Here is a 19,066-nt window from a genome sequence, read left to right as displayed (position 1 = left end):
TGCTCTGCGAGCGGCCTCACAGCGAGTTCAGCAGGACCTTTGGCGAGCGGTCGCCGCGGCCGCAGCTGACCTTGTTGCGGCCGGTGGTCTTCGCCTCGTACAAGGCCTGGTCGGCATCGTTCAACCAGTCCAGGGCATCGCTGTGGTCCGGGGAATAGGCGGCCAGGCCAATGCTCAGGCTGACCTCGAGGGCTGGGCTCTGTTCATAGCCCAACCCGCCGAAACGGCAACGCAAAGCCTCCATCAGTTCGGCGGCATGCTCCAGCGGCACGTCCGGCAGGATCACGCAGAACTCGTCGCCGCCATAACGCCCGGCCAGGTCGCTGATCCGCAGGTTCTGCTTGAGCAGCTTGCTCAGCTGGCGCAACACAATGTCGCCGGCGACATGGCCGTAGGTGTCGTTGATGGCTTTGAAATGATCGATGTCGATCAGCGCGATGGCGCCGCCCTGGTTCGGGTTCGTCCCCTGGCGCCGGCAACGCTGGAACTCGATTTCCAGCTGGTCCTTCCAGGCCCCGTGGTTGAGCAGGCCCGACAGGCTGTCGGTGCGGCTCAGGGCCAGCAATTCGCGTTTATGCCGGGACAGGACGTTGGCCTGCTGGTAGCAGATAAAACCCAGGGCCAGCGGATACAGGGTCAGCATCGGCAGGCAGGCATAGAGTTGCAGCGCACTGGTCTGGGCCACGAACCCGACGCCGAACAGCAACAGCCCGACAGCGATCCCCAGCGCCTGCGCCAGACAACCGGCCAGGAAAAAGGGCACGCCACCCAGGGCGATATTGTTCATCGCCATCAGCGACAGGGTGGTGGTGGTCGGCAGCGGGTTGAAGTGCATGGCCGCCACCCAGAACCCGCCAAGGAAGGCATCCACCAGCAGGTTGCGATGCTCGCCGCGAAACGGCACTGCCGAGCAGCGCGCCCACTGATACGCCAGGTGCGGCCAGATGAAAGCGTTGAACGACATGAACGCCCAGACCCAGGGCGATGGATGCAGCGGGTACATGCCCGCGGACACGCAAAGGAAACCGAGGGCCAGCCCCAGAATTCGCGTCTTGTATAGCCTCCTGGCCAGTGAAAGTCCCTTTCCTCCATTGTGCGGCGTCAAGGCCAAGTCGCCTCCGTTGAACGGTACGCAAGCCATGGGATGCGGTGGTGTTCAGAAGTCTATCAGCGCAACGGCAAATAGCCATCACCGCTCGGCCGCCGGAAAGCGCTGCGGGTTGCCTGAGTGAAAACCAGCGGATGCCATCGGTCCCGCTGCACGTAGCCACCCTGCCCGCCTGCATTCATTTGCAGAATGAAGTCCGGAAGAAACTTCGTTTGTCAGCACACCCCGCGCCAACCAGAATCAGGCCCAGCCAACACCGCTACCCTCTTTGTCTCACTACGCCGGGAATCCTTGTTTATGAGCCTGCAGAGCTTCGTCAGCCCAGACCTGATCCGCCAACGTTTTTCACGGGCGATGTCGGACATGTACCGCGAGGAAGTGCCGCTGTACGGTGCCCTGATGGAGCTGGTGGCCCAGGTCAACGCCGGGGTCCTGGACAGCGACGAGAGGATCGCCCGGCAGCTGCGCAGCACCGGCGAAATCCAGCGCCTGGACCTGGAGCGCCACGGCGCCATTCGCGTCGGCACCGCCACGGAACTGGCGACCCTCGGCCGGCTGTTCGCGGTCATGGGCATGCAGCCGGTGGGTTATTACGACCTCACTCCGGCCGGGGTGCCGGTGCATTCCACGGCCTTTCGCGCGGTGCATGAAAGCGCCCTGCAGGTCAGCCCGTTCCGGGTCTTCACCTCGCTGTTGCGCCTGGAGCTGATCGACAACCCGCAGTTGCGTAGCTTCGCCGAATCGGTGCTGGCGCGCCGGAGCATTTTCACCCCGCGCGCCCTGGCCCTGATCGAACAGGCCGAAACCCAGGGCGGCCTCGATGACAGCGCCGCCGGGGAATTCGTCGAGCAGGCCCTGGAAACCTTCCGCTGGCACCACAGCGCCACGGTCACAGCTGCGCAGTACCAGCAACTGAGCGCCCAGCACCGATTGATCGCCGACGTGGTGGCGTTCAAGGGACCGCACATCAACCACCTGACGCCGCGCACCCTGGACATCGACCAGGTGCAAGCGCTGATGCCGGCCCGCGGCATCACGCCCAAGGCGGTGATCGAAGGCCCGCCGCGCCGGGAATGCCCGATCCTCTTGCGCCAGACCAGCTTCAAGGCGCTGGAGGAAGCCGTGGCCTTCACCGACCAGCCCGATAGCCGCGGCAGCCACAGCGCGCGCTTCGGCGAGATCGAACAGCGCGGCGCCGCCCTCACCCCCAAGGGCCGGGCGCTGTACGACCAGCTGTTGAACGCCGCCCGCGACGCCCTGGGGGACTTTCCCAACGAAGCCAATGCCCAGCGCTACAACACCCTGATGGCCGAACACTTCCGCGCCTTTCCCGATGACCACGAGACCATGCGCGAACAGGGCCTGGCGTACTTCCGCTACTTCGTCAACGAACAAGGCCTGGCCGCGCGCCAACAGGCGGATCGACCGACGAACCTGGAGGCGCTGATCCACGCCGGGCATGTGCGGGCCGAGCCGCTGGTGTACGAGGATTTCCTGCCGGTCAGCGCCGCCGGGATCTTCCAGTCCAACCTGGGCGACGATGCGCAAAGCCACTACGCCGGCCACTCCAACCGGCAGGCTTTCGAGCGGGCCCTGGGGCGCCCGACCATCGATGAACTGCAGCTGTACGCCGACACCCAACAGCGCTCGCTCCAGGCATGCGCCGCGGCGCTGGGCCTGCCCGCTCTCTGATTCTCCGTCCCGCAGCATCAGCCAGAACGGCTGATGCTGGCTCTTTCCCGCCCCCGCAGCCGGGCAATGGCTACAGGGTGTTTCGGCAGCCCTGATCGACAACATGCCGATACGAAACAGCCCGCCTCGCCCACTCCCCTCCTGCTTACCTTCCCATGACGTCTTCAGGTGCACCGTCAGTCGCCTGGGGGTCGTTACACCTTTTTATTTTGTCTCTATATGGATACAGTCACTCATGGATTACGAGATCCTGCAGACGACCGTCTTTGCCCAATGGCACACCACACTACGGGACCTGCGCGCCAGGATAGCCATCGCTCGGCGTATCGAGCGGGCTTCGGCGGGCAACCTGGGCGACGTGAAAAACCTCGGCGGCGGCCTCTCGGAAATGCGCGTGAATACAGGCGCCGGCTACCGCCTCTATTTCACGGTACGCGGCCACACCCTCATCGTCCTGCTGCTGGGCGGCGACAAGTCCACCCAGCCTGCCGATATCTGCCAGGCCCGTTCCCTGGCCAAGGAGTTCTGATATGTCCGACACCCTGCTTCCCTTCGACATCGCCGCCCTGCTCGACAGCGACCAGGCGATCAGCGAATACCTGTCCCAGGTCCTGGCCGATGGCGATACCGATGAACTGATCCGCGCCCTGGGCCATGTCGCCAGGGCGCGGGGCATGACGCAGATTGCCAAGGCCACCGGCCAGGGCCGGGCCAGCCTCTACAAGGCTTTTGCCCCGGGTGCCAAGCCGCGTTTCGATACCGTAGTCAAGGTCATGCGCGCGCTGGGCCTGCAGCTGTGCACCACCGTGTCCCGCGGCTGAAGCCGACCCAGGCGGCAGGCAATGAAACAACAGGCTGTGTCGGTAAAGAGTCTTGCTGGAGAGAGCCGAGCGCTCTTGGCAACCGCGGGCAACAGGCGTCGAACCTGCGCGGGTCGCATGAACGCAATGACGGAAATCGTGGGGCGGGAACCCCGAAGAGGGTGTTCGCCCAGTGCTCTGGCCTGGCAATCCATGCACCGGTAAAGAGCCCTTGCACCGGGCGAACGAGAACTATTTTAATCGAACAACAAAAGAAAGTCCGTGCACATATTCTGAAGAATTCTGAACACAAAGCTGACGGAATTTTTTTTATTTCGCTCACCTTCGTTCAACTCCGCGCACGGACCTCCGAGATCCGACGCGCCGGCCGCCACAGCGACCAGCGCCCGGTCTCAATCAACCTTCGTGCTGGGTCGTAACTTGCAACACGTCGGTATAGGTCACCACCACGCTCTGGCCGACCTTGAGGTCTTTCAGCCGGGCCTGGACTTCCGGTTTTTCCACGGCCAGGACCTTCTTGTTACCCGCCGGCCCCTGGAAGGTCAGCTGGTTGTTCTTCAGATCGATGTCGGTGATCTTCAGTTGCACCTGCACCTGGCGATAGGCTTCACCGCCCGGGTTGGGGTTGTCCTTGGTGGCGCGAATCACCCCGGTGCGCTCAGCGGAATCCGGCAGGCCTTTTTCCACATTGGTGTCCAGCACCGCCACCACCGCGTGAGTGACCCGCACATTGACCTGGTCGCCCACCTTCAAATGCCCCAGGTCCTTGGCCTGATCGCTGAGTTGCACATGCACCGGTTGGCCCTGCGCGCCTTCCAGCACCACACGATGCTTGGCGGCATCCACGGAGAGCACTTTGGTCACCAGTTCATCGGCCTCCACGGTACCGGCCAACGGAATGTCGGCGGCGTAGGCATGCAGGCTGGCAGCAGACAACAGAGTGGCCAAGGCAACGGCTTTGGCCAGAGAGTGAAGCGGCTTCATAGAAGTTCATCCCTGTAATTGAAGACAAGACCCGCGCGGTTCAGGCGCGCGGTGCCGCTTGAGCATAGACGCTGTAAATGCCCACGCCGCCGCGAACCACAGATTCGTTGCTGCCCGTTCAACCACCGAGCGCCCGCACCAGCACAGCCTGGTTCTGCAATTGCGCGGTCTTGATCCGCGACAGCGCGTTCTGCGCCGTGAGTTCGACGCGCTGGGCCTGCAGCACATCGAGAAACGGCGCCTCACCGGCGGCCCAGGAACGCTGGATCTGCTGCGCCGCCGAACTGGCCTGTGCCGCGGCACTGGCCAGATGCTGCTGGCTCTCGGCATTACGCCGGGCCGCGGCGAGGGCCGACTCGACTTCCGCCACCGCGCCGAGCACGGTACGGCGATAGCCGAGCAAGGCCTGACGCCCCTCGGCATCGCGCAGTTCCACCACCGCGCGCCGGCGTCCGCCGTCCAGCAGCGGCACGCTGGCATTGATACCGGCCAGCCAGAAGGTCGAGCTGGCCAGATTCGCGGCACTGACCCCATCGACCAGCGAGCCCAGGGCCGCCGACAGGCTCAGGCGCGGCAGCAGGTCGGCCTTGGCCACCCCGACCCGTGCGTAGGCAGCGATCAGCCGGGCCTCGGCGGCGCGGATGTCGGGACGCCGACGCAGCAGGTCGGCCGGGGTGCCGGCATCCACCAGATCCACCTCGCTCAGTTGCGCCGGGCTGGCGGCGAACTGCTGGTACAGCGCCTCGCTCGGCTGCGCCAGCAACACTGCCAGGCGGTGCAACGAGCGCTGCCACTCCAGTTGCAGGGCCGGCACCTGGGCCGCGGTGGACTCCGACTGGGAACGCGCCCGCAGCAGATCGGCCTGCGGGCTGCTGCCTGCCGCATACAGCTGCTCGGTCAGTTGCAGGGTGCGGCTCTGGCTCTCGGCGTTCTGCCGCACGATGCTCAGGCGCTCTTCCAGCCCCCGCGCCTGGGCATAGGCCTGCACCACCTCGGTGACCAGCGCCACCTTGACCCCGCGCGCCTCTTCCGCGCTGGCCTGCAGGTCGGCATCGGCGGCCCGCACACCTTCGCGAATCCGCCCGAACAGGTCGATCTCCCAGGAGGCGTCGAGGCCCAGGCTCAGCGGCTCGGTCATCAAGGGTTCGCTGAACCCGGCCTGGTCCGCCGAGATCCGTTGCCGGGCGGCGCTGGCCCCCAGGTTCAGCTCGGGGCTCGCGCCGGCGGCCGCGACGCCGCGCAAGGCACGACTGGCATCGATCCGCGCCAGGGCGATCTGCAGGTCGAGGTTTTCCTCCAGTGCCCGCGCCACCAGTCGGTCGAGCAAGGGGTCGTGGTACAGCGTCCACCATTGCTCGGCAATGCCCGCCGCCGGTATTTGCGGCGCATTGACGAAACGCCCGGCGGGCGCCTCGACAGCCGGTGGCAAGGTCGGCGCGGCGCAGGCCGCAAGCAGCGCCGCGGTAAAGGCCAGGGCGGGAAAACGCAGCAGGTTATTCATGGACCACTCCCGAAGCAGAGACGCTGGATGGGGCCTGCAACCGCCGCTCGCCCCCGGCGAGACGGCGGATCAGGACATAGAAGATCGGGGTGAACAGCAGGCCGAACAGGGTCACGCCGATCATGCCGAAGAACACCGCCGAACCGACCGCCTGGCGCATTTCCGAACCGGCGCCTTCGGACAGCACCAGCGGCAGCACACCGAGGATGAAGGCCAGGGAGGTCATCAGGATCGGTCGCAGGCGCAGGCGACACGCCTCCACCACGGCATCGACGATGCCCTGCCCGTCCTGTTCCTGCTGCCGCGCCACCTCGACGATCAGGATGGCGTTTTTCGCCGCCAGCCCCACCAGCACGATGAAACCGATCTGGGTCAGGATGTTGATGTCCAGGCCCATCAGGCGCACGCCACCGGCGGCGGCCAGCAGACACATGGGCACGATCAGCAGGATCGCCAACGGCAGGCTCCAACTGCCGTACTGCGCCGCCAGCACCAGGTAGACGAAGATCACACAGAGCGGGAATACCAGCAGGCCCATGTTGCCGGCGGTGGTCTGCTGGTAGCTCAGGTCGGTCCACTGGTAGGTGATGCCCGGTGGCAGGGTCTGCCCGGCCAGGCGCTCCATGGTTTGCAGGGCGAAGTCGGAGCCCAGTCCGGGCAAGGTGTCGCCGTTGATTTCCGCGGTCGGGAACAGGTTGTAGCGTGGGAAACGCTCGACCCCCAGCGACTCGTGCAACCGCGTGACGCTGGCGATCGGCACCATGTCACCGGCCTCGTTGCGCACCTTGACCCGCGCCAGGTCCTCTGGCGTGACCCGATACGGCAAGTCCGCCTGGGCCGTCACCCGATAGGTGCGCCCCACCAGGTTGAAGTCGTTGATATAGGTCGAGCCGAAATAGGTCTCGATGGCCTGGTTGATCTGGCTGCTGGGCACCCCGAGCATTTCGGCGCGCTCACGGTCCAGCTCGACGAACACCTGCGGCGTACGGGCCGAGAACGGCGAGTAGACACCGGTCATGCCCTGGGTCGCATTGGCCGCGGCGATCAGTTGCTCGGTGGCCTTGGCCAGGGCCTGGCTGCCCAGGCCGGCACGGTCCTGCAGGCGCATGGAGAAGCCACCGGTGCTGCCCAGGCCCTGGACCGGAGGCGGCGTGGCGACAATCACCGACGCGCCGCTGACCACTTTCAGGCGCTCACGCAGGTCGGCGGCGATCTTGTCCGAGGTCAGGCCGCGCAGCTTGCGCTTGGACCAGGGCTCGAACACCGGCGCCAGGCCGGACGAGTTGGAAGAACTGGTGCCGGTGACCATGGAGAACCCGGAGAACGTCGGCACTCGGTCGACACCCGGCACTTGCAGGGCGATGGCTTCGATCTGCCGGGAAATCTCGTTGGTGCGCTCCAGCGCAGCGCCTTCCGGCAGTTGCACAATCACCACCAGGTAACCGCGGTCCTGGGCCGGAATGAAACCCTTGGGCGTGGACACCAGCAGGTAAGCCGTGGCCGCGATCAATACCGCGTAGATCGCCAGCATCAATGGGGTGCGCGCCACCAGCCCCCGCACGCTGCCGGCATAGCCCACCGAAAGCTTGAGGAAGCCGCGGTTGAAGCCCTCCGCTGCGCGCTTGAGCAGGCCGGCCACACCGCGCCGTGGCGCCTGATGCGCCTTGGGGTCGTGGCGTCGCAGGATCATTGCCGCCAGCGCTGGCGACAGGGTCACCGAGTTGAACAGCGAGATCGCCGTGGCCACCGCGATAGTGATGCCGAACTGGCGGAAGAACTCACCGGAGATCCCCGGAATGAACGCCGTGGGAATGAACACCGCGCAGAGCACCAGGGTGATCGCCACCAGCGCGCCGCCAATTTCCTGCATGGTGATCAGCGTGGCCTGCAACGGGCTCTTGCCTTCGGCCAGATGACGCTCGACGTTTTCCACCACGACGATGGCGTTGTCGACCACGATGCCCACCGCCAGCACCAGGCCAAACAGGGTCAGGTTGTTGATCGAGTAACCGAGCATGGCCATAACCGCGAAGGTCCCCACCAGCGACACCGGAATCGCCAGGATCGGGATGATCGACGGACGCCAGCCTTGCAGGAATACCAGGATCACCAGCACCACCAGGATCACCGCCTCGTAGATGGTCTTGCCCAGCTCGCCGATGCTGTCGGCGATGAACGCGGTGGGGTTGTAGCCGATGCTGTATTCGATGCCTTCGGGGAATTCCTTGCTCAGGTCCTGCATGGTCTGCTCGACCACCTTCATGGTGGCCAGGGCATTGGCGCCGGGACGTTGCAGCACCTGCAAGCCGATGGCCGGGTGGCGCAGGTAATAGGTGTTGTTGACGTAGGCCAGGCCGGCGATTTCGGTGCGCGCTACATCCTTCAGGCGCACCAGGCGCCCGGCGCTGCCGGACTTGATGACGATGTTGTCGAAGTCCGCGGGCTCTTTCAGGCGGCCTTCGAAAATCAGGTTCGGCTGGAAGGCCTGGGACGCCACCGGCGGTTGCGCGATCACCCCGCCCGCCACCTGGGTGTTCTGCGCGCGCACCGCGGCAATGATGTCCGCCGGCGTCAGGTTGAAGGACGCCACGCGCTCCGGGTCGAGCCAGATGCGCATGGAGTATTCACGGGCGCCCAGCGGATTGATGTCGCCCACGCCGTCGATGCGCTTGAGGGTATCGGCGACGGTCCGGATGGCGAAGTTGGAAACGTAGAGCTGGTCGTAGGTGCCCTTGGGCGAGGAAATGAAGATGGTCGACAGCTGGGTCGGCGACGATTTGCGCACCGACACGCCGCTGCGCTGTACCGGCTCCGGCAGGCGCGGCGTGGCCAGGGCCACGCGGTTCTGCACCAGCACCTGGGCCTTGTCGACATCGGTGCCGCTCTTGAACGTCACGGTCAGGTTGAGGCTGCCATCGGAGGTCGCCTGGCTGTACATGTAGAGCATGTCCTCGACGCCGTTGACCTCCTGTTCGAGGGGGATCGCCAGGGTCTCGGCCACGGTCTGCGCCGACGCGCCCGGGTAGGTCGCCTGCACCACCACGGTGGGCGGCGCGATGTCCGGGTACTCGGACGTCGGCAGGATCAGGTAGGCCAGGCCGCCGACGATCATCAGCACGATGGACAGCACGATCGCCAGCACCGGCTGTTCGACGGAGATTTTCCCCAGGTTCATAGCGGCGCTCCTTCGCTGGCCGAGGCCTTAGGCGCCAGCGCCAGGGCCTGCTCGCTGGCGGTCGCGGTCTCGCCGACGCGCACCCGCTGGATGCCATCGACTATTACCCGGTCCTCGGGCCGCAGGCCGCTGGCGACTTCACGCAGGCCGTCATGCAGCTTGCCCAGCTGCACCGGACGCAGTTCCACCTGGTTCTGCGCATTGAGCACATAGACCACCTTGCGCGTGGCATCGACGCTGATCGCCGTGTCCGGCAGCAACAGCGCCTGATAGCTCGGGCGCCCGGAAAACTGCACACGCCCGAACTGCCCCGGGCTCAGGCGCAGGTCCGGGTTGGCCACCCGGGCGCGCTGGCGCAGGGTACCGGTGGACGGGTCGAGGCGGTTGTCGATGAAATCCATGCGCCCGCTCAGGGTCGGTTCGCTCTGCCCCGGCAAGGCGATGCGCACCAGGTTCTGGCCCGCGGCGCCCTGCTCCTGGCGGCGGTACTTGAGGTAGCTCTGCTCATCGATATCGAAGTAGATGTCGATGGGGTCCAGGGACACGATGGTGGTCAGCAGGGTCGCATTGTTGTTGCCGCCGTTGACCAGGTTGCCTTCGCTGATCAGCTTGCGGCTGATCCGCCCGCTCATGGGCGCGGTGATGCGCGTGAACTCCAGGTCGAGCCGGGCATTGCTCAAGGCGCCTTCGGCGCTCAGGACTTCGGCCTGGGCCGCCTGCCGCGCCTGCAAGCGCTGGTCATACAGGCTGCGGGCAATGGTCTTCGATTCGATCAGCACCTTGGCCCGGGCATACTCCTGCTCGGCCAGGGCCAGCTGCGAACGTACCTGGGCCAGCTTGCCCTGGGCCTGGACCACCGCGGCCTGGAAGGAGCGCGAATCGATGACGAACAGCAGGTCGCCCTTCTTGACGATGGCGCCGTCGGTGAAGGCGACCTTTTCCAGGTAGCCGCTGACCCGCGAACGCACTTCCACCGAATCGGTAGCCTCGAAACGTCCGGTGAAACTGTCCCAATCGATGATCTGCCGGTTCACCGGCTGGCTCACCGAAACCGTCGGCGGCGCGGGCGGGGCCAGTACCTGATCCGGACCGCAGCCGGACAACGCCGACAGCAGCGCCAGGCCGATGGCGGACAACGCGGCAAACTTCAAGGGTTTGGATTTCATCGCGGATAATCCTGGTTTCATAACTTTCTCCGGGGTTGGCGAACAACTTTGCAACCCAGTTTTCAGCCACACAAAAGAGTCGGCCGCCTACTTTCCAGCAGCGGCCACTTGAACTTTAAACTTCAGTTTTGTGCCGAGCCCGCGCTCAGTGCGCGGTTTCTTTCGACAAAGGCGCCGGACTCCTCGGCCTGCACGCTAACCACGGAAGACAAGGCCAACAAGGCAAGGAACAGGGCTGCGGATTTTTTCAGGCTGAACATGGCGGAGAACCTCAGTGATATTTAAGTTGAGCGAATTCTCCGTCTTTGCGAAAAAAGATAAATGCTGCGCCGGGGAAAAGAATATTGAGTCGAAATCATGAATCGACACTTTATTAGTTCAACAGAAAACCACTCACAGTTTGACGCGAGAGATAAATGAATATTGGGCAAATAACTAATGACCGGCCCTCACGAATACCTCGTTAATAGCCAGTCATTTCCAGATAACCGCTGCCGGCATGGCTGCCGCTCAATTGCACCGGGCCTTCCCAATAAGGAATGCGCAGGTTCATCCAGGCCTTGGGGTTGAGCGCCTCGGCATTGATATCCAGGCCGTGGCCGGGAATGCGCAAACGCCAGCGGGTGGGCAGCGTGCGTCCCGCCACCTTGGAGTCCTCCAGTGGGGTGAGCTGGATATCGTCCTTGTGCAGGGTCTGGGTGCGGCCGTCGGGCTCGATCCAGGTGCCGGTGATGTAGGGCGGTTTGTGGCTTTCCCGCACGCGGAACAGCATCAGCCGTTCGCCGCTGTCCAGGTGCAGGGAGAACCAGTCCCACCCGCTCTGCCCGGCCGCCAGGGGCTGGCTGCTCCATTCGCGGTCGAGCCAGGCCGGGCCGCTGACCTGATAGGTCTGGCCGTCGATCTGCAGGCTGCCCTCGGCCTGGAAAAACGGCTGGCTGTAGTAATAGGACGCCTGGCCCTGCTCGGACTTGCGGCTGTAGCCCGCCTCGCCCTGGAGCACCAGGGGCCGGTCGCTGCGCAGCTGCAAGCGGTAGGCGAAACCCGCGCCGCTGGCTTGCAGTTGCATATGGGCCAGCGGGTCGGCGTTGGCGTCGGCGGACTGGCTGCTGAAACTCCAGTCATCGATCCAGGCCTTGAACGGCTGCACCGTCACCCCGGCCTGCCCCACCCCGCCGCGGGCGTAACGTTCGGCGGCGTGATGGGCAGTGGCCGAAGTCGCCGCGGCGTGGCCCAGCCAGACATTCGGCGCCTGCCAGCCGGGCTGGTCGGGTTCGGCGCGCAAGGCGCTGCGAAACAGCGTCCACTGCACGCCGAAGCGCTGGCCGTCGCTGGCCTTGAGGTCAGCGGTGAGGTACCACCACTCGATGCGAAAACCGTCATGCACGCCATGGTCCGCCGGGAAGCTGAACACCCGCCCCGGCACCACCTGGGTGAACGCCGCGGCGTCCTCGCCCAGGCCGGCGAAACCTTGCGCCGGCTCGTCGCCTTTATCGCAACCGCACAGGGCCAACACCAGCAACAGGCCAAGCAGCCGTTCAATCTTCATGGGCGAAAGTCCTGAGCAGATCCGCCGGCTGGCTGCGATACAAGCGCAGCAACGGCCAGGCCGAGGCGAGCAAGGTGGCCAATACCGCCAGGGCCAGCAGCTGCACCAGTTGCAACGGAAACACCCGCAACGGCAGGCGCCAGCCGAAGGCCTGGACATTGATCACCGTGTCCAGGCACCAGGCCAGGGCGATGCCCAACGGCAGCGCCAGGAGCAAGGTCAGCAGCGCCAGCAGCCAGGTCTGCCCGAGGTTGAGCAGCATCAGCTGGCGCCGGCTTACCCCCAGCGCCCACAGCGGCGCAAGCTGGCCCAGGCGGCTCTGGCTCTGGGTCAGCAGGCTGATAAACAGCGCCACGCCGGCCACCCCCAGGGTCAGGCTGTTGAGCGCGGCGGTGGCGGCGAAGGTGCGTTCGAATACCTGGCTCGACCAACCCTTGAGCTGCGCCTGCTCGACCATGCGGCTGTCGTCGAGACCGAAGCGCTGCCGCAAGGCGCTGACCAGCGGCGCCACGGCGGCTGGCTCGATGCGCAGGTTAAAGCGGTTGGGCGTCAGCTGCGGCCAATGCGCCAGCAAGTGCTCGGCATTCACCAGCAGGTGGCCCCTGGGGTTGCCGTAGTCGGCATAGATCGCCACCACTTGCGGCGCCCACTGCCCCACGGGCACGGGAATCTCCAGCCGATCGCCCAGCCGCACCTTGAGCCGGCGCGCCGTCTGCTCGCTGAGCATCAGGGTGTCGGCGCTGGCCAGCTGGGTCCAGGGCTGCTCGCCCAGGGCTTCGAGCAAGGGCCAGTGCTGGCGGTAGCTGGTATGGTCGACCACCCCGTACAGGTCCGCCGGCCAGCCTTGCAGCTGCAGCGCCACCTGCCAGACCGGCAGCACCGCGGCAACGGCAGGTTGCTCGGGCAGCCAGCGTTGCAGCTCCCGCGCCTGCGCCGGGGTCTGCGGGTTGATGTACAGCTCAGCGCTCAGGCGTTGCTCGAGCCAGTCGGCGAAGGTCTGGCGAAAACCGGCGGTCATGCTGCCGGCGCCGATATTGGCGGCCAGGGCCAGCAGCAGCGCCATCAACGCCAGGCTCAGGGCCGGCAACTGCTGCCGGCAATCGGCGAGGAACCACTGCCCGAGCACCGAACGGCTGCGCCCGAGCAGCGCGCTGAGCAATGCATTGAGCAGCACCGGTAAACCGAGGGCCGCGCCCAGCAGCAAGCCCGCCATCAGCACGAAACCGCTGCCCAGGCTGTCGCCCCAGGTCCAGGCCGCGCCCGCCAGTACGATCAGGGCCGTCGCCACCCAGGCCTGACGCCGCAGCCAGCGGGCATGTGCCTGGTGCCAGGCCTGGGGATCGGCCAGCGCCAGCAACGGCAAGCGTGCCGCCCGCAGCAAACTGTTGGCCCCCGCCAGCAAGGCGCCGAGCAGGCTCAGACCGATCCCGCCCAACCACCACCAGGGGCTCAGGCTCAACTGCCCCGCCACCTCGGCGCCATACAGGCCACGCAGGCTGGCGGCGACATCCGGCAGCAGCACGCTGGCCAGCAGGTAGCCGCTAAGCACCCCGGCCAAGCCGCCGAGCAAGGCCAGGCCACCGAGTTCGACACACAGGCAGGCGATCAGCATCCGCGCGCTGACCCCGCAGGCGCGCAAGGTCCGCAGCAGGCCACGCCGCTGCTCCAGGGCCAGGCCGATGGCGGCGTGGACGATAAACAGGCCGACCAGGAACGACAGGAAACCCAGGGCATCCAGGTTCAGGTGAAAGCTCTCGGTCAGGCGCGCCAGATCGTTTTCCTCACTGCCGCGCTTGAGCACCAGCAGGCCCTTGAACGCATCGGGCAAGGCCGGCGCGCTGGCGGCGAAATCCGCCGGCAACAGCAGCCGTGAGAGCTGCTGCGGCAAACCCAGCAGCGGCTGGGCAAAACCGATATCCACCAGTAGCAACCCCGGCGCCATATCCGCCTGGCTGTGCAGCGGCGGCAGTGGCTGGCCGCTCGCGGTCACCGGCCGATCGCCTTCGCGGTAGCCGAGGGCTTGCAGGGTTTGCGGGGCGATCCAGGTGCTGCCCGGCGGGCTGACGAATTCGACCATACGCGCGGAATCCAGCACCTGGCCGGCGACCGCCGCACCGGCCGGCAACGACAGCGGCTCGATCCCGAGCAATTGCAGGCGCTGCTGTGCATGGCCCTTGAGCGTCAACCGGCCTTGCACCACCGGCGACACCGGCCAGCCGGCCCGGCGCAGGCCGACGAACAGCTCCTGGGAAAACGCCACGCCATTGGCCGTGGCCAGGCTGGCCTGGGGCGCGCCGCCAATCAACTGGCTGGCCTTGGCGTAACTGTCCCGCGCCTGGCTGTTGAGCGCCTGCACCCCGGTCAACAGGCTGGTGGCCAGCCACAGCCCGGTCAGCACACTGAAAAACTGCACTGGGTGCCGCCGCCAATGGCTGAGCAGCGCCCGCAGGCTGTGCCAGAACACCCGCACCTCAGCGCTCGCCTGCGCCGGCCAGACGCCCGCCCTGCAGCAATGCGATCCGCCCCAGGCGACTGGCCACGCGCTGGCTGTGGGTGACCATCAACAGGCTGGTGGGGGTCTCGGCCAGCAGCTCCAGCAACAGCTGCAGCACGTCGTCGCTGGTGGCTTCGTCGAGGCTGCCGGTGGGTTCGTCGGCCAGCAGCAGCCGTGGTTTGCCGGCCAGGGCGCGACCCAGGGCCACCCGCTGTTGCTGGCCGCCGGACAGTTGCTCCGGGTAACGCCGCAGCAGACCGCCCAGGCCCAAACGCTCCACCAGTTGCGCCTGCCAACGCCCATCGAAACGCCCGGCCAGCCGCGCCTGGAACCCCAGGTTGTCCTCCACCCGCAGGCTGCCGATCAGGTTGAACTGCTGGAACACCAGCCCGACTTCGGTGCGCCGCCAGTTGGCCAACTGGTGTTCGTTCATCCGCTCCAGCTGCTGCCCGCCGATGCGGATGCTGCCGCCATCGACCTTGTCCAGGCCGGCGATCAGATGCAGCAAGGTGCTCTTGCCACTGCCCGATTCGCCCATCAACGCCAGGCTGCCGCCCTGCTCCAGGTGCAGGTCGACACCCTGCAACACTGGCAACGGGCCCTGGGGCGTGGCGTAGCTTTTGCGGACGGCTTGAACATCGAGCATGGGTGGGCTCTGGCAGCGGAAGGAAGGCTCAAGGATAGCGCTTGTCAGGCCACGAAGGTTCGCGGCGCACCCCGCCCGGCACTCAGTGGTATCGACGGACTGTTCGAACCGCGGATGGGCAGTGGCTGCCCATCCGGGCTAAAGGCGCCCCCATGGACATGCCTGGAGGTGACTGCAACGCCGCGCCGGCGGTCTGCCGGGTGAACCCTGTCGGCGTCGCGTCATCCCCGCAGGCCAGCTCCGTGAGCGAGCCCTTGTCGGTGGTGGTTACTTCGGTTGCTCCACGACCCGCAGATAGGGCTTCAACGTCTTGAAGCCTTGCGGATATTTCTTCCGGGCGTCCTCGTCGGATACCGAGGTAGGAATGATCACATCCTCGCCCGGGCGCCAGTTCACCGGGGTGGCGACGGTGTGCTTGGCATTCAGTTGCAGGGCATCGAGCAGGCGCAGCACTTCATCGAAATTGCGCCCGGCGCTCATCGGGTACACCAGCATCGCCTTGACCTTCTTGTCCGGGCCGATGATGAACACCGAACGCACGGTGGCGTTGTCCACGGCGGTGCGCGCGCCGCCACTGGCATTGGGGTGGATCATGTCGTAGAGCTTGGCCACCACCAGGTTTTCGTCACCGATCATCGGGTAGTTGACCGCATGCCCCTGGGTCTCCTGGATGTCGCCGACCCAGGCTTTATGGTCGCTGACCGGGTCGATGCTGAGCCCGACAATCTTGGTATTGCGCTTGTCGAATTCCGGCTTGAGCCTGGCCATATAACCGAGCTCGGTGGTGCACACCGGGGTGAAGTCCTTGGGGTGCGAAAACAGGATTGCCCACTTATCGCCGATCCACTCGTGGAAATGCAGCGGACCTTCGGTGGTGTCGGCAGTGAAATCGGGTGCTTCGTCGCCAATGCGGATTGCCATGTTTGGTCTCCTTGCAGTGACTGGGAGGGGTAGTTGTCAGGGAGCTGACGGCTGTTGCGGCGGCGTTCGGGTACGGCGTGAACCTGTCGGCGCGAATGAGTATAGGAGACCCATCAGGCAAGGCGAGCGCAGACAAAAAAGCCCGGCAGTGTCGCACTGCCGGGCTTTGGTCTCAGGGTAGGCCTTCAAAACCGGTAGTTGGCGCTCAGTTCCAGGGTGCGTGGCGCGCCCGGCGTGATCAGGTCCACCGAACCATGGGCCGAGGCGTAATAGTCCTTGTCGAAGACGTTACGCAGGCGCAGGGCCATGTCCCATTTCGGCAGGTTGTACAGCAAGGCCGAGCCGCCGATAGCGTTCGTCGCAGCCCTGCCGGCTGAAACCCTCGAGGCCCAAAGGCAGCCCATAAGCCAGCGCCGCCCCTATCGGCCAGGGGCAACGAACTATTAGTATTGCGGCCCTTTTCTTCATCGCAGGACGCACAGATGAATTACACCCAGGCCCAACTGAAATACCGGCTGGCTATCGCCGCAGGCGCATTGCTGTTTACCGGCGCCTTGATCTCCACCGTGTTTTCCACCCTGAAAATGCTCCACTGGCGCCTGGACAGCTACACCACCGCCGCGGCGACCATCAACCGCCCGATCAAGAACTTCATGTTCACCGTCTACGAAAACACCCGCCCCCTGGACTGGTTCTGGGACAACAGCCCAACCCCCGACTTCATCCGCCTGAGCAACCCGCCCCACTGGAAATTCCTGGTGATCTACCTGCTGATCTTCATCGGCGCCGCCCTGTTCACCTGGGGCCGGACCCTGATGCGCAAAGTCGAAGAAGTCGAACCGCTGATCCAGGCGCGGCTCAATGCCCCAGCGGAGGAAGGTGTCGCGGTCATGACGTTGCAGCAACTGGAGGAGTCGACTCCGGTGGAGGCCGTGCCTTCGTTTTTTTCGCAGGTTCGGGTGCTTTGTGTGCTGCCGGTGGGGATTGGGGTGGTTTACGTTGGGGTGTTGTGGGTGTTGCGGATTTTGTAGGTCCGGTGGTGGGTCGAGCTCTTCTGTACTCGGTAATAGATCTCCATGAATTTTCGCCAAATCATGGAGATCTTTCTAATACATGAAGTCGCCATGGGAGCCAAAACACAAAATGGTCCACATGCGGCAATGATCATAATCGGCAGCAAACGGCCAATAGCGGTCATTCAACTGATTAGGTGGAGACAGCCAAAAAGCGCCCCTCGCGATGATTTCTCCTACCGGCACACCTAAGCAATGAGTTTCTGAGGAGGGGCATTGCCTCAGCCGATAGGATCGCTGAACCGATGGGGCATGCCAACGTGAACATCCCCAAACATTACGTTACATGGGTCAACGGGGATGGACCGGACGTCATGGGAATGCTACACATGCACTGACTCTATAGCCCACTATTCGAAAACTTCTACAGCGTTACAGTAAAATATTCGAACAGGCAACCCATGCTCAGTTGAGCTTGGTTTGCCTGTTGCGAAAGGACCTTCCGAAAGCGCTATTGAATCTTATTTTTCACCGATTCAATGCAACGTTTATATCTTCAACAAGTCTCTGGCGTTCGCCATCTGTGAGACAGACCTTGCACCACTCATCCACCATCGTCTCCCAAACACTTTGGGAGCTTTTTCTAATTCTGTCACCAACCAACGTATTCCACTTATGATGGTTGGGCTCTCTCATAACATCTTCTAACACTGTAAAAAGAGTTCCCGCCCCTACACCAAAGCGCTCTGGCAACTCAGCCCACTGCGAGTCTCTGAGTTGACTATAGACAAATCTTTCTGGTGCGACCTCGCCAGGCAAGTATGAACAAATTTCATCCCTGTGGTCCCCATCGACCACTCCAAGACCTTTTCGCGGCAACTTTTCGTCTACTGCCAATTTCCCCATAGTCTTTACTACATTTGCTGCACCAACAGGGTAGATGGAGATACGTTGCAATAAAGGAGATGACTCCTCATTAGACGCCAAAATCTCCCGTAGCCAAACATGAGCAGAATTATCTTCAACATAAACATCAAGTTCAGAATGAACCTCGTCATCCAGAGCACTCATTGCAAGCTCCGTGGAAACGCCTTGAATTACGTTGACACCTTGCGGTGATGGCATTAAAAGGATTCGAGCGTCTTTTGGAAGTTCATTTAAAACATAGGGGCTATGAGTCGACAAAATAACTTGAATTTTTTTCTGCCTACATAGCCACAGAAGAAATCTTACAAGTCGCCTTTGAGCCTTAGGATGAAGAGAGGCTTCAACTTCGTCAATGATAAGTAATGAGTTGTTTGGCAAACCTTCTAGAATAAGAAAAGTATCCAAGGTAGCATCTTCGCCGGCGCCTTGATGGTATTGAGATATTTCAGCACCGCCAGAAGTCAAGAGACCAACGTTTCTACCTCTATCGACATCCGAAACAGCAAATCGGGCCACATTATAATCTCGACCAAGCACATGTGATAACTTTATTCTGTAATCATCACTCAAAACGTTACTTGATATCTCTCCGCTAGCGAGCCGTGCAATTTTTGCATAACCCACAGACGCATCGATTGGTAGCGTTCTTGATATATCTAGTAGATATACATTTCGTTTTGGTTGGTTGATCTGCTTGCGCCAACGTTTCGAAGGCTTAGTAATCCGATAGTCGTTTGAATTAGGCCCGCGAGTAATATTGTATTCAAGTGACACTCCTTCGATAGTGTCCCAGAAAGTTTGCAAAAAAAAGTCCGAAGGGTCGAATCTTTTTGATACATCATCATTGTCATAGGCACAGGCAGCGCTTTTTAATAAGGTGCTCTTCCCGGTTCCGTTTTCCCCAACAATAGCAACAATAGGGAACCTGAAATCAACAACAGAACCCTCCCAGCTTCTTAGCCCATTAATTTTGACTCTATTCAGAAACTGTGGCCAACCATTTGACGTGAACTGCTGACGGATTTGGTGGATTTCATGTTCGTCCATGGCACTTCCTTATCATTCGATGTGA

At 63.4% G+C, this 19,066-nt stretch carries 16 protein-coding genes; 4 read left to right on the top strand and 12 right to left on the bottom strand.

Translation table 11 applies throughout. The features are described 5' to 3' along the window. Window positions 1-16 precede the first annotated feature (16 nt). A complete protein-coding gene (locus tag BMY68_RS03110; RefSeq protein WP_085530377.1) occupies window positions 17-1,141 on the bottom strand; it encodes a diguanylate cyclase in 1,125 nt (374 codons plus the stop codon). Between the two features lie 264 nt (window positions 1,142-1,405). On the opposite strand from BMY68_RS03110, the gene BMY68_RS03105 reads away from it, so the two are divergent. The 3 genes from BMY68_RS03105 (at window position 1,406) to BMY68_RS03095 (ending at window position 3,621) form a co-directional block, all read left to right on the top strand. Beyond that, the gene (locus tag BMY68_RS03105; RefSeq protein WP_085530376.1) at window positions 1,406-2,800 is read left to right on the top strand and encodes a 2-oxoadipate dioxygenase/decarboxylase HglS; all 1,395 of its coding nucleotides are present in this window, start codon (window positions 1,406-1,408) and stop codon (window positions 2,798-2,800) included. 235 nt (window positions 2,801-3,035) lie between these two features. After that, window positions 3,036-3,329, top strand: a complete 294-nt coding sequence (locus BMY68_RS03100) for a type II toxin-antitoxin system RelE/ParE family toxin (protein ID WP_085530375.1) — start codon at window positions 3,036-3,038, stop codon at window positions 3,327-3,329. A gap of 1 nt (window position 3,330) precedes the next feature. After that, on the top strand, window positions 3,331-3,621 hold the full coding sequence (locus BMY68_RS03095) for an addiction module antidote protein (protein ID WP_009043099.1): 291 nt from the start codon (window positions 3,331-3,333) through the stop codon (window positions 3,619-3,621). A gap of 396 nt (window positions 3,622-4,017) precedes the next feature. On the opposite strand, the gene BMY68_RS03090 is transcribed toward BMY68_RS03095, so the two are convergent. From BMY68_RS03090 to BMY68_RS03050, 10 genes are all read right to left on the bottom strand, one after another. Continuing rightward, window positions 4,018-4,605 (bottom strand): hypothetical protein, encoded by a 588-nt coding sequence (locus BMY68_RS03090; protein ID WP_007923530.1) that lies wholly within the window; start codon window positions 4,603-4,605, stop codon window positions 4,018-4,020. Window positions 4,606-4,723: 118 nt separating this feature from the next. Continuing rightward, a complete protein-coding gene (locus tag BMY68_RS03085) occupies window positions 4,724-6,106 on the bottom strand; it encodes an efflux transporter outer membrane subunit (protein WP_062822916.1) in 1,383 nt (460 codons plus the stop codon). After that, window positions 6,099-9,281, bottom strand: coding sequence for an efflux RND transporter permease subunit (locus BMY68_RS03080; RefSeq protein WP_062822917.1), 3,183 nt, complete (start codon window positions 9,279-9,281; stop codon window positions 6,099-6,101). The genes BMY68_RS03085 and BMY68_RS03080 overlap by 8 nt, the downstream gene beginning before the upstream one ends. After that, complete coding sequence (locus BMY68_RS03075) at window positions 9,278-10,468, bottom strand: efflux RND transporter periplasmic adaptor subunit (RefSeq protein WP_062822918.1); 1,191 nt, start codon at window positions 10,466-10,468, stop codon at window positions 9,278-9,280. Before BMY68_RS03075 ends, BMY68_RS03080 begins: the two co-directional genes overlap by 4 nt. Window positions 10,469-10,569: 101 nt before the next feature. Beyond that, window positions 10,570-10,707 (bottom strand): hypothetical protein, encoded by a 138-nt coding sequence (locus BMY68_RS29795; protein WP_164485835.1) that lies wholly within the window; start codon window positions 10,705-10,707, stop codon window positions 10,570-10,572. Window positions 10,708-10,910: 203 nt separating this feature from the next. Then, complete coding sequence (locus BMY68_RS03070) at window positions 10,911-11,993, bottom strand: lipocalin-like domain-containing protein (protein ID WP_085530374.1); 1,083 nt, start codon at window positions 11,991-11,993, stop codon at window positions 10,911-10,913. After that, on the bottom strand, window positions 11,983-14,463 hold the full coding sequence (locus BMY68_RS03065; protein WP_085530373.1) for an FtsX-like permease family protein: 2,481 nt from the start codon (window positions 14,461-14,463) through the stop codon (window positions 11,983-11,985). The genes BMY68_RS03070 and BMY68_RS03065 overlap by 11 nt, the downstream gene beginning before the upstream one ends. 1 nt (window position 14,464) lies before the next feature. Then, the gene (locus BMY68_RS03060; protein ID WP_085530372.1) at window positions 14,465-15,133 is read right to left on the bottom strand and encodes an ABC transporter ATP-binding protein; all 669 of its coding nucleotides are present in this window, start codon (window positions 15,131-15,133) and stop codon (window positions 14,465-14,467) included. Window positions 15,134-15,400: 267 nt separating this feature from the next. Beyond that, window positions 15,401-16,054: a peroxiredoxin gene (locus BMY68_RS03055; RefSeq protein ID WP_085530371.1), complete on the bottom strand. Its 654-nt coding sequence runs from the start codon at window positions 16,052-16,054 to the stop codon at window positions 15,401-15,403. 185 nt (window positions 16,055-16,239) lie between these two features. Beyond that, window positions 16,240-16,389: a hypothetical protein gene (locus tag BMY68_RS03050; RefSeq protein ID WP_307669563.1), complete on the bottom strand. Its 150-nt coding sequence runs from the start codon at window positions 16,387-16,389 to the stop codon at window positions 16,240-16,242. 147 nt (window positions 16,390-16,536) lie between these two features. Between BMY68_RS03050 and BMY68_RS03045 the strand changes: the two genes are divergently transcribed. After that, complete coding sequence (locus BMY68_RS03045) at window positions 16,537-17,085, top strand: YniB family protein (protein WP_085530369.1); 549 nt, start codon at window positions 16,537-16,539, stop codon at window positions 17,083-17,085. 510 nt (window positions 17,086-17,595) lie between these two features. On the opposite strand, the gene BMY68_RS03040 is transcribed toward BMY68_RS03045, so the two are convergent. Further along, complete coding sequence (locus tag BMY68_RS03040) at window positions 17,596-19,041, bottom strand: ATP-dependent nuclease (RefSeq protein WP_085530368.1); 1,446 nt, start codon at window positions 19,039-19,041, stop codon at window positions 17,596-17,598. Window positions 19,042-19,066: the final 25 nt, after the last annotated feature.

The organism is Pseudomonas sp. NFACC41-3, assembly GCF_900109505.1.
Lineage (GTDB): Bacteria > Pseudomonadota > Gammaproteobacteria > Pseudomonadales > Pseudomonadaceae > Aquipseudomonas > Aquipseudomonas chlororaphis.
The sequence above is the reverse complement of the archived record's forward strand: the minus strand, read 5'-3'. Positions and strand labels throughout refer to the sequence as shown.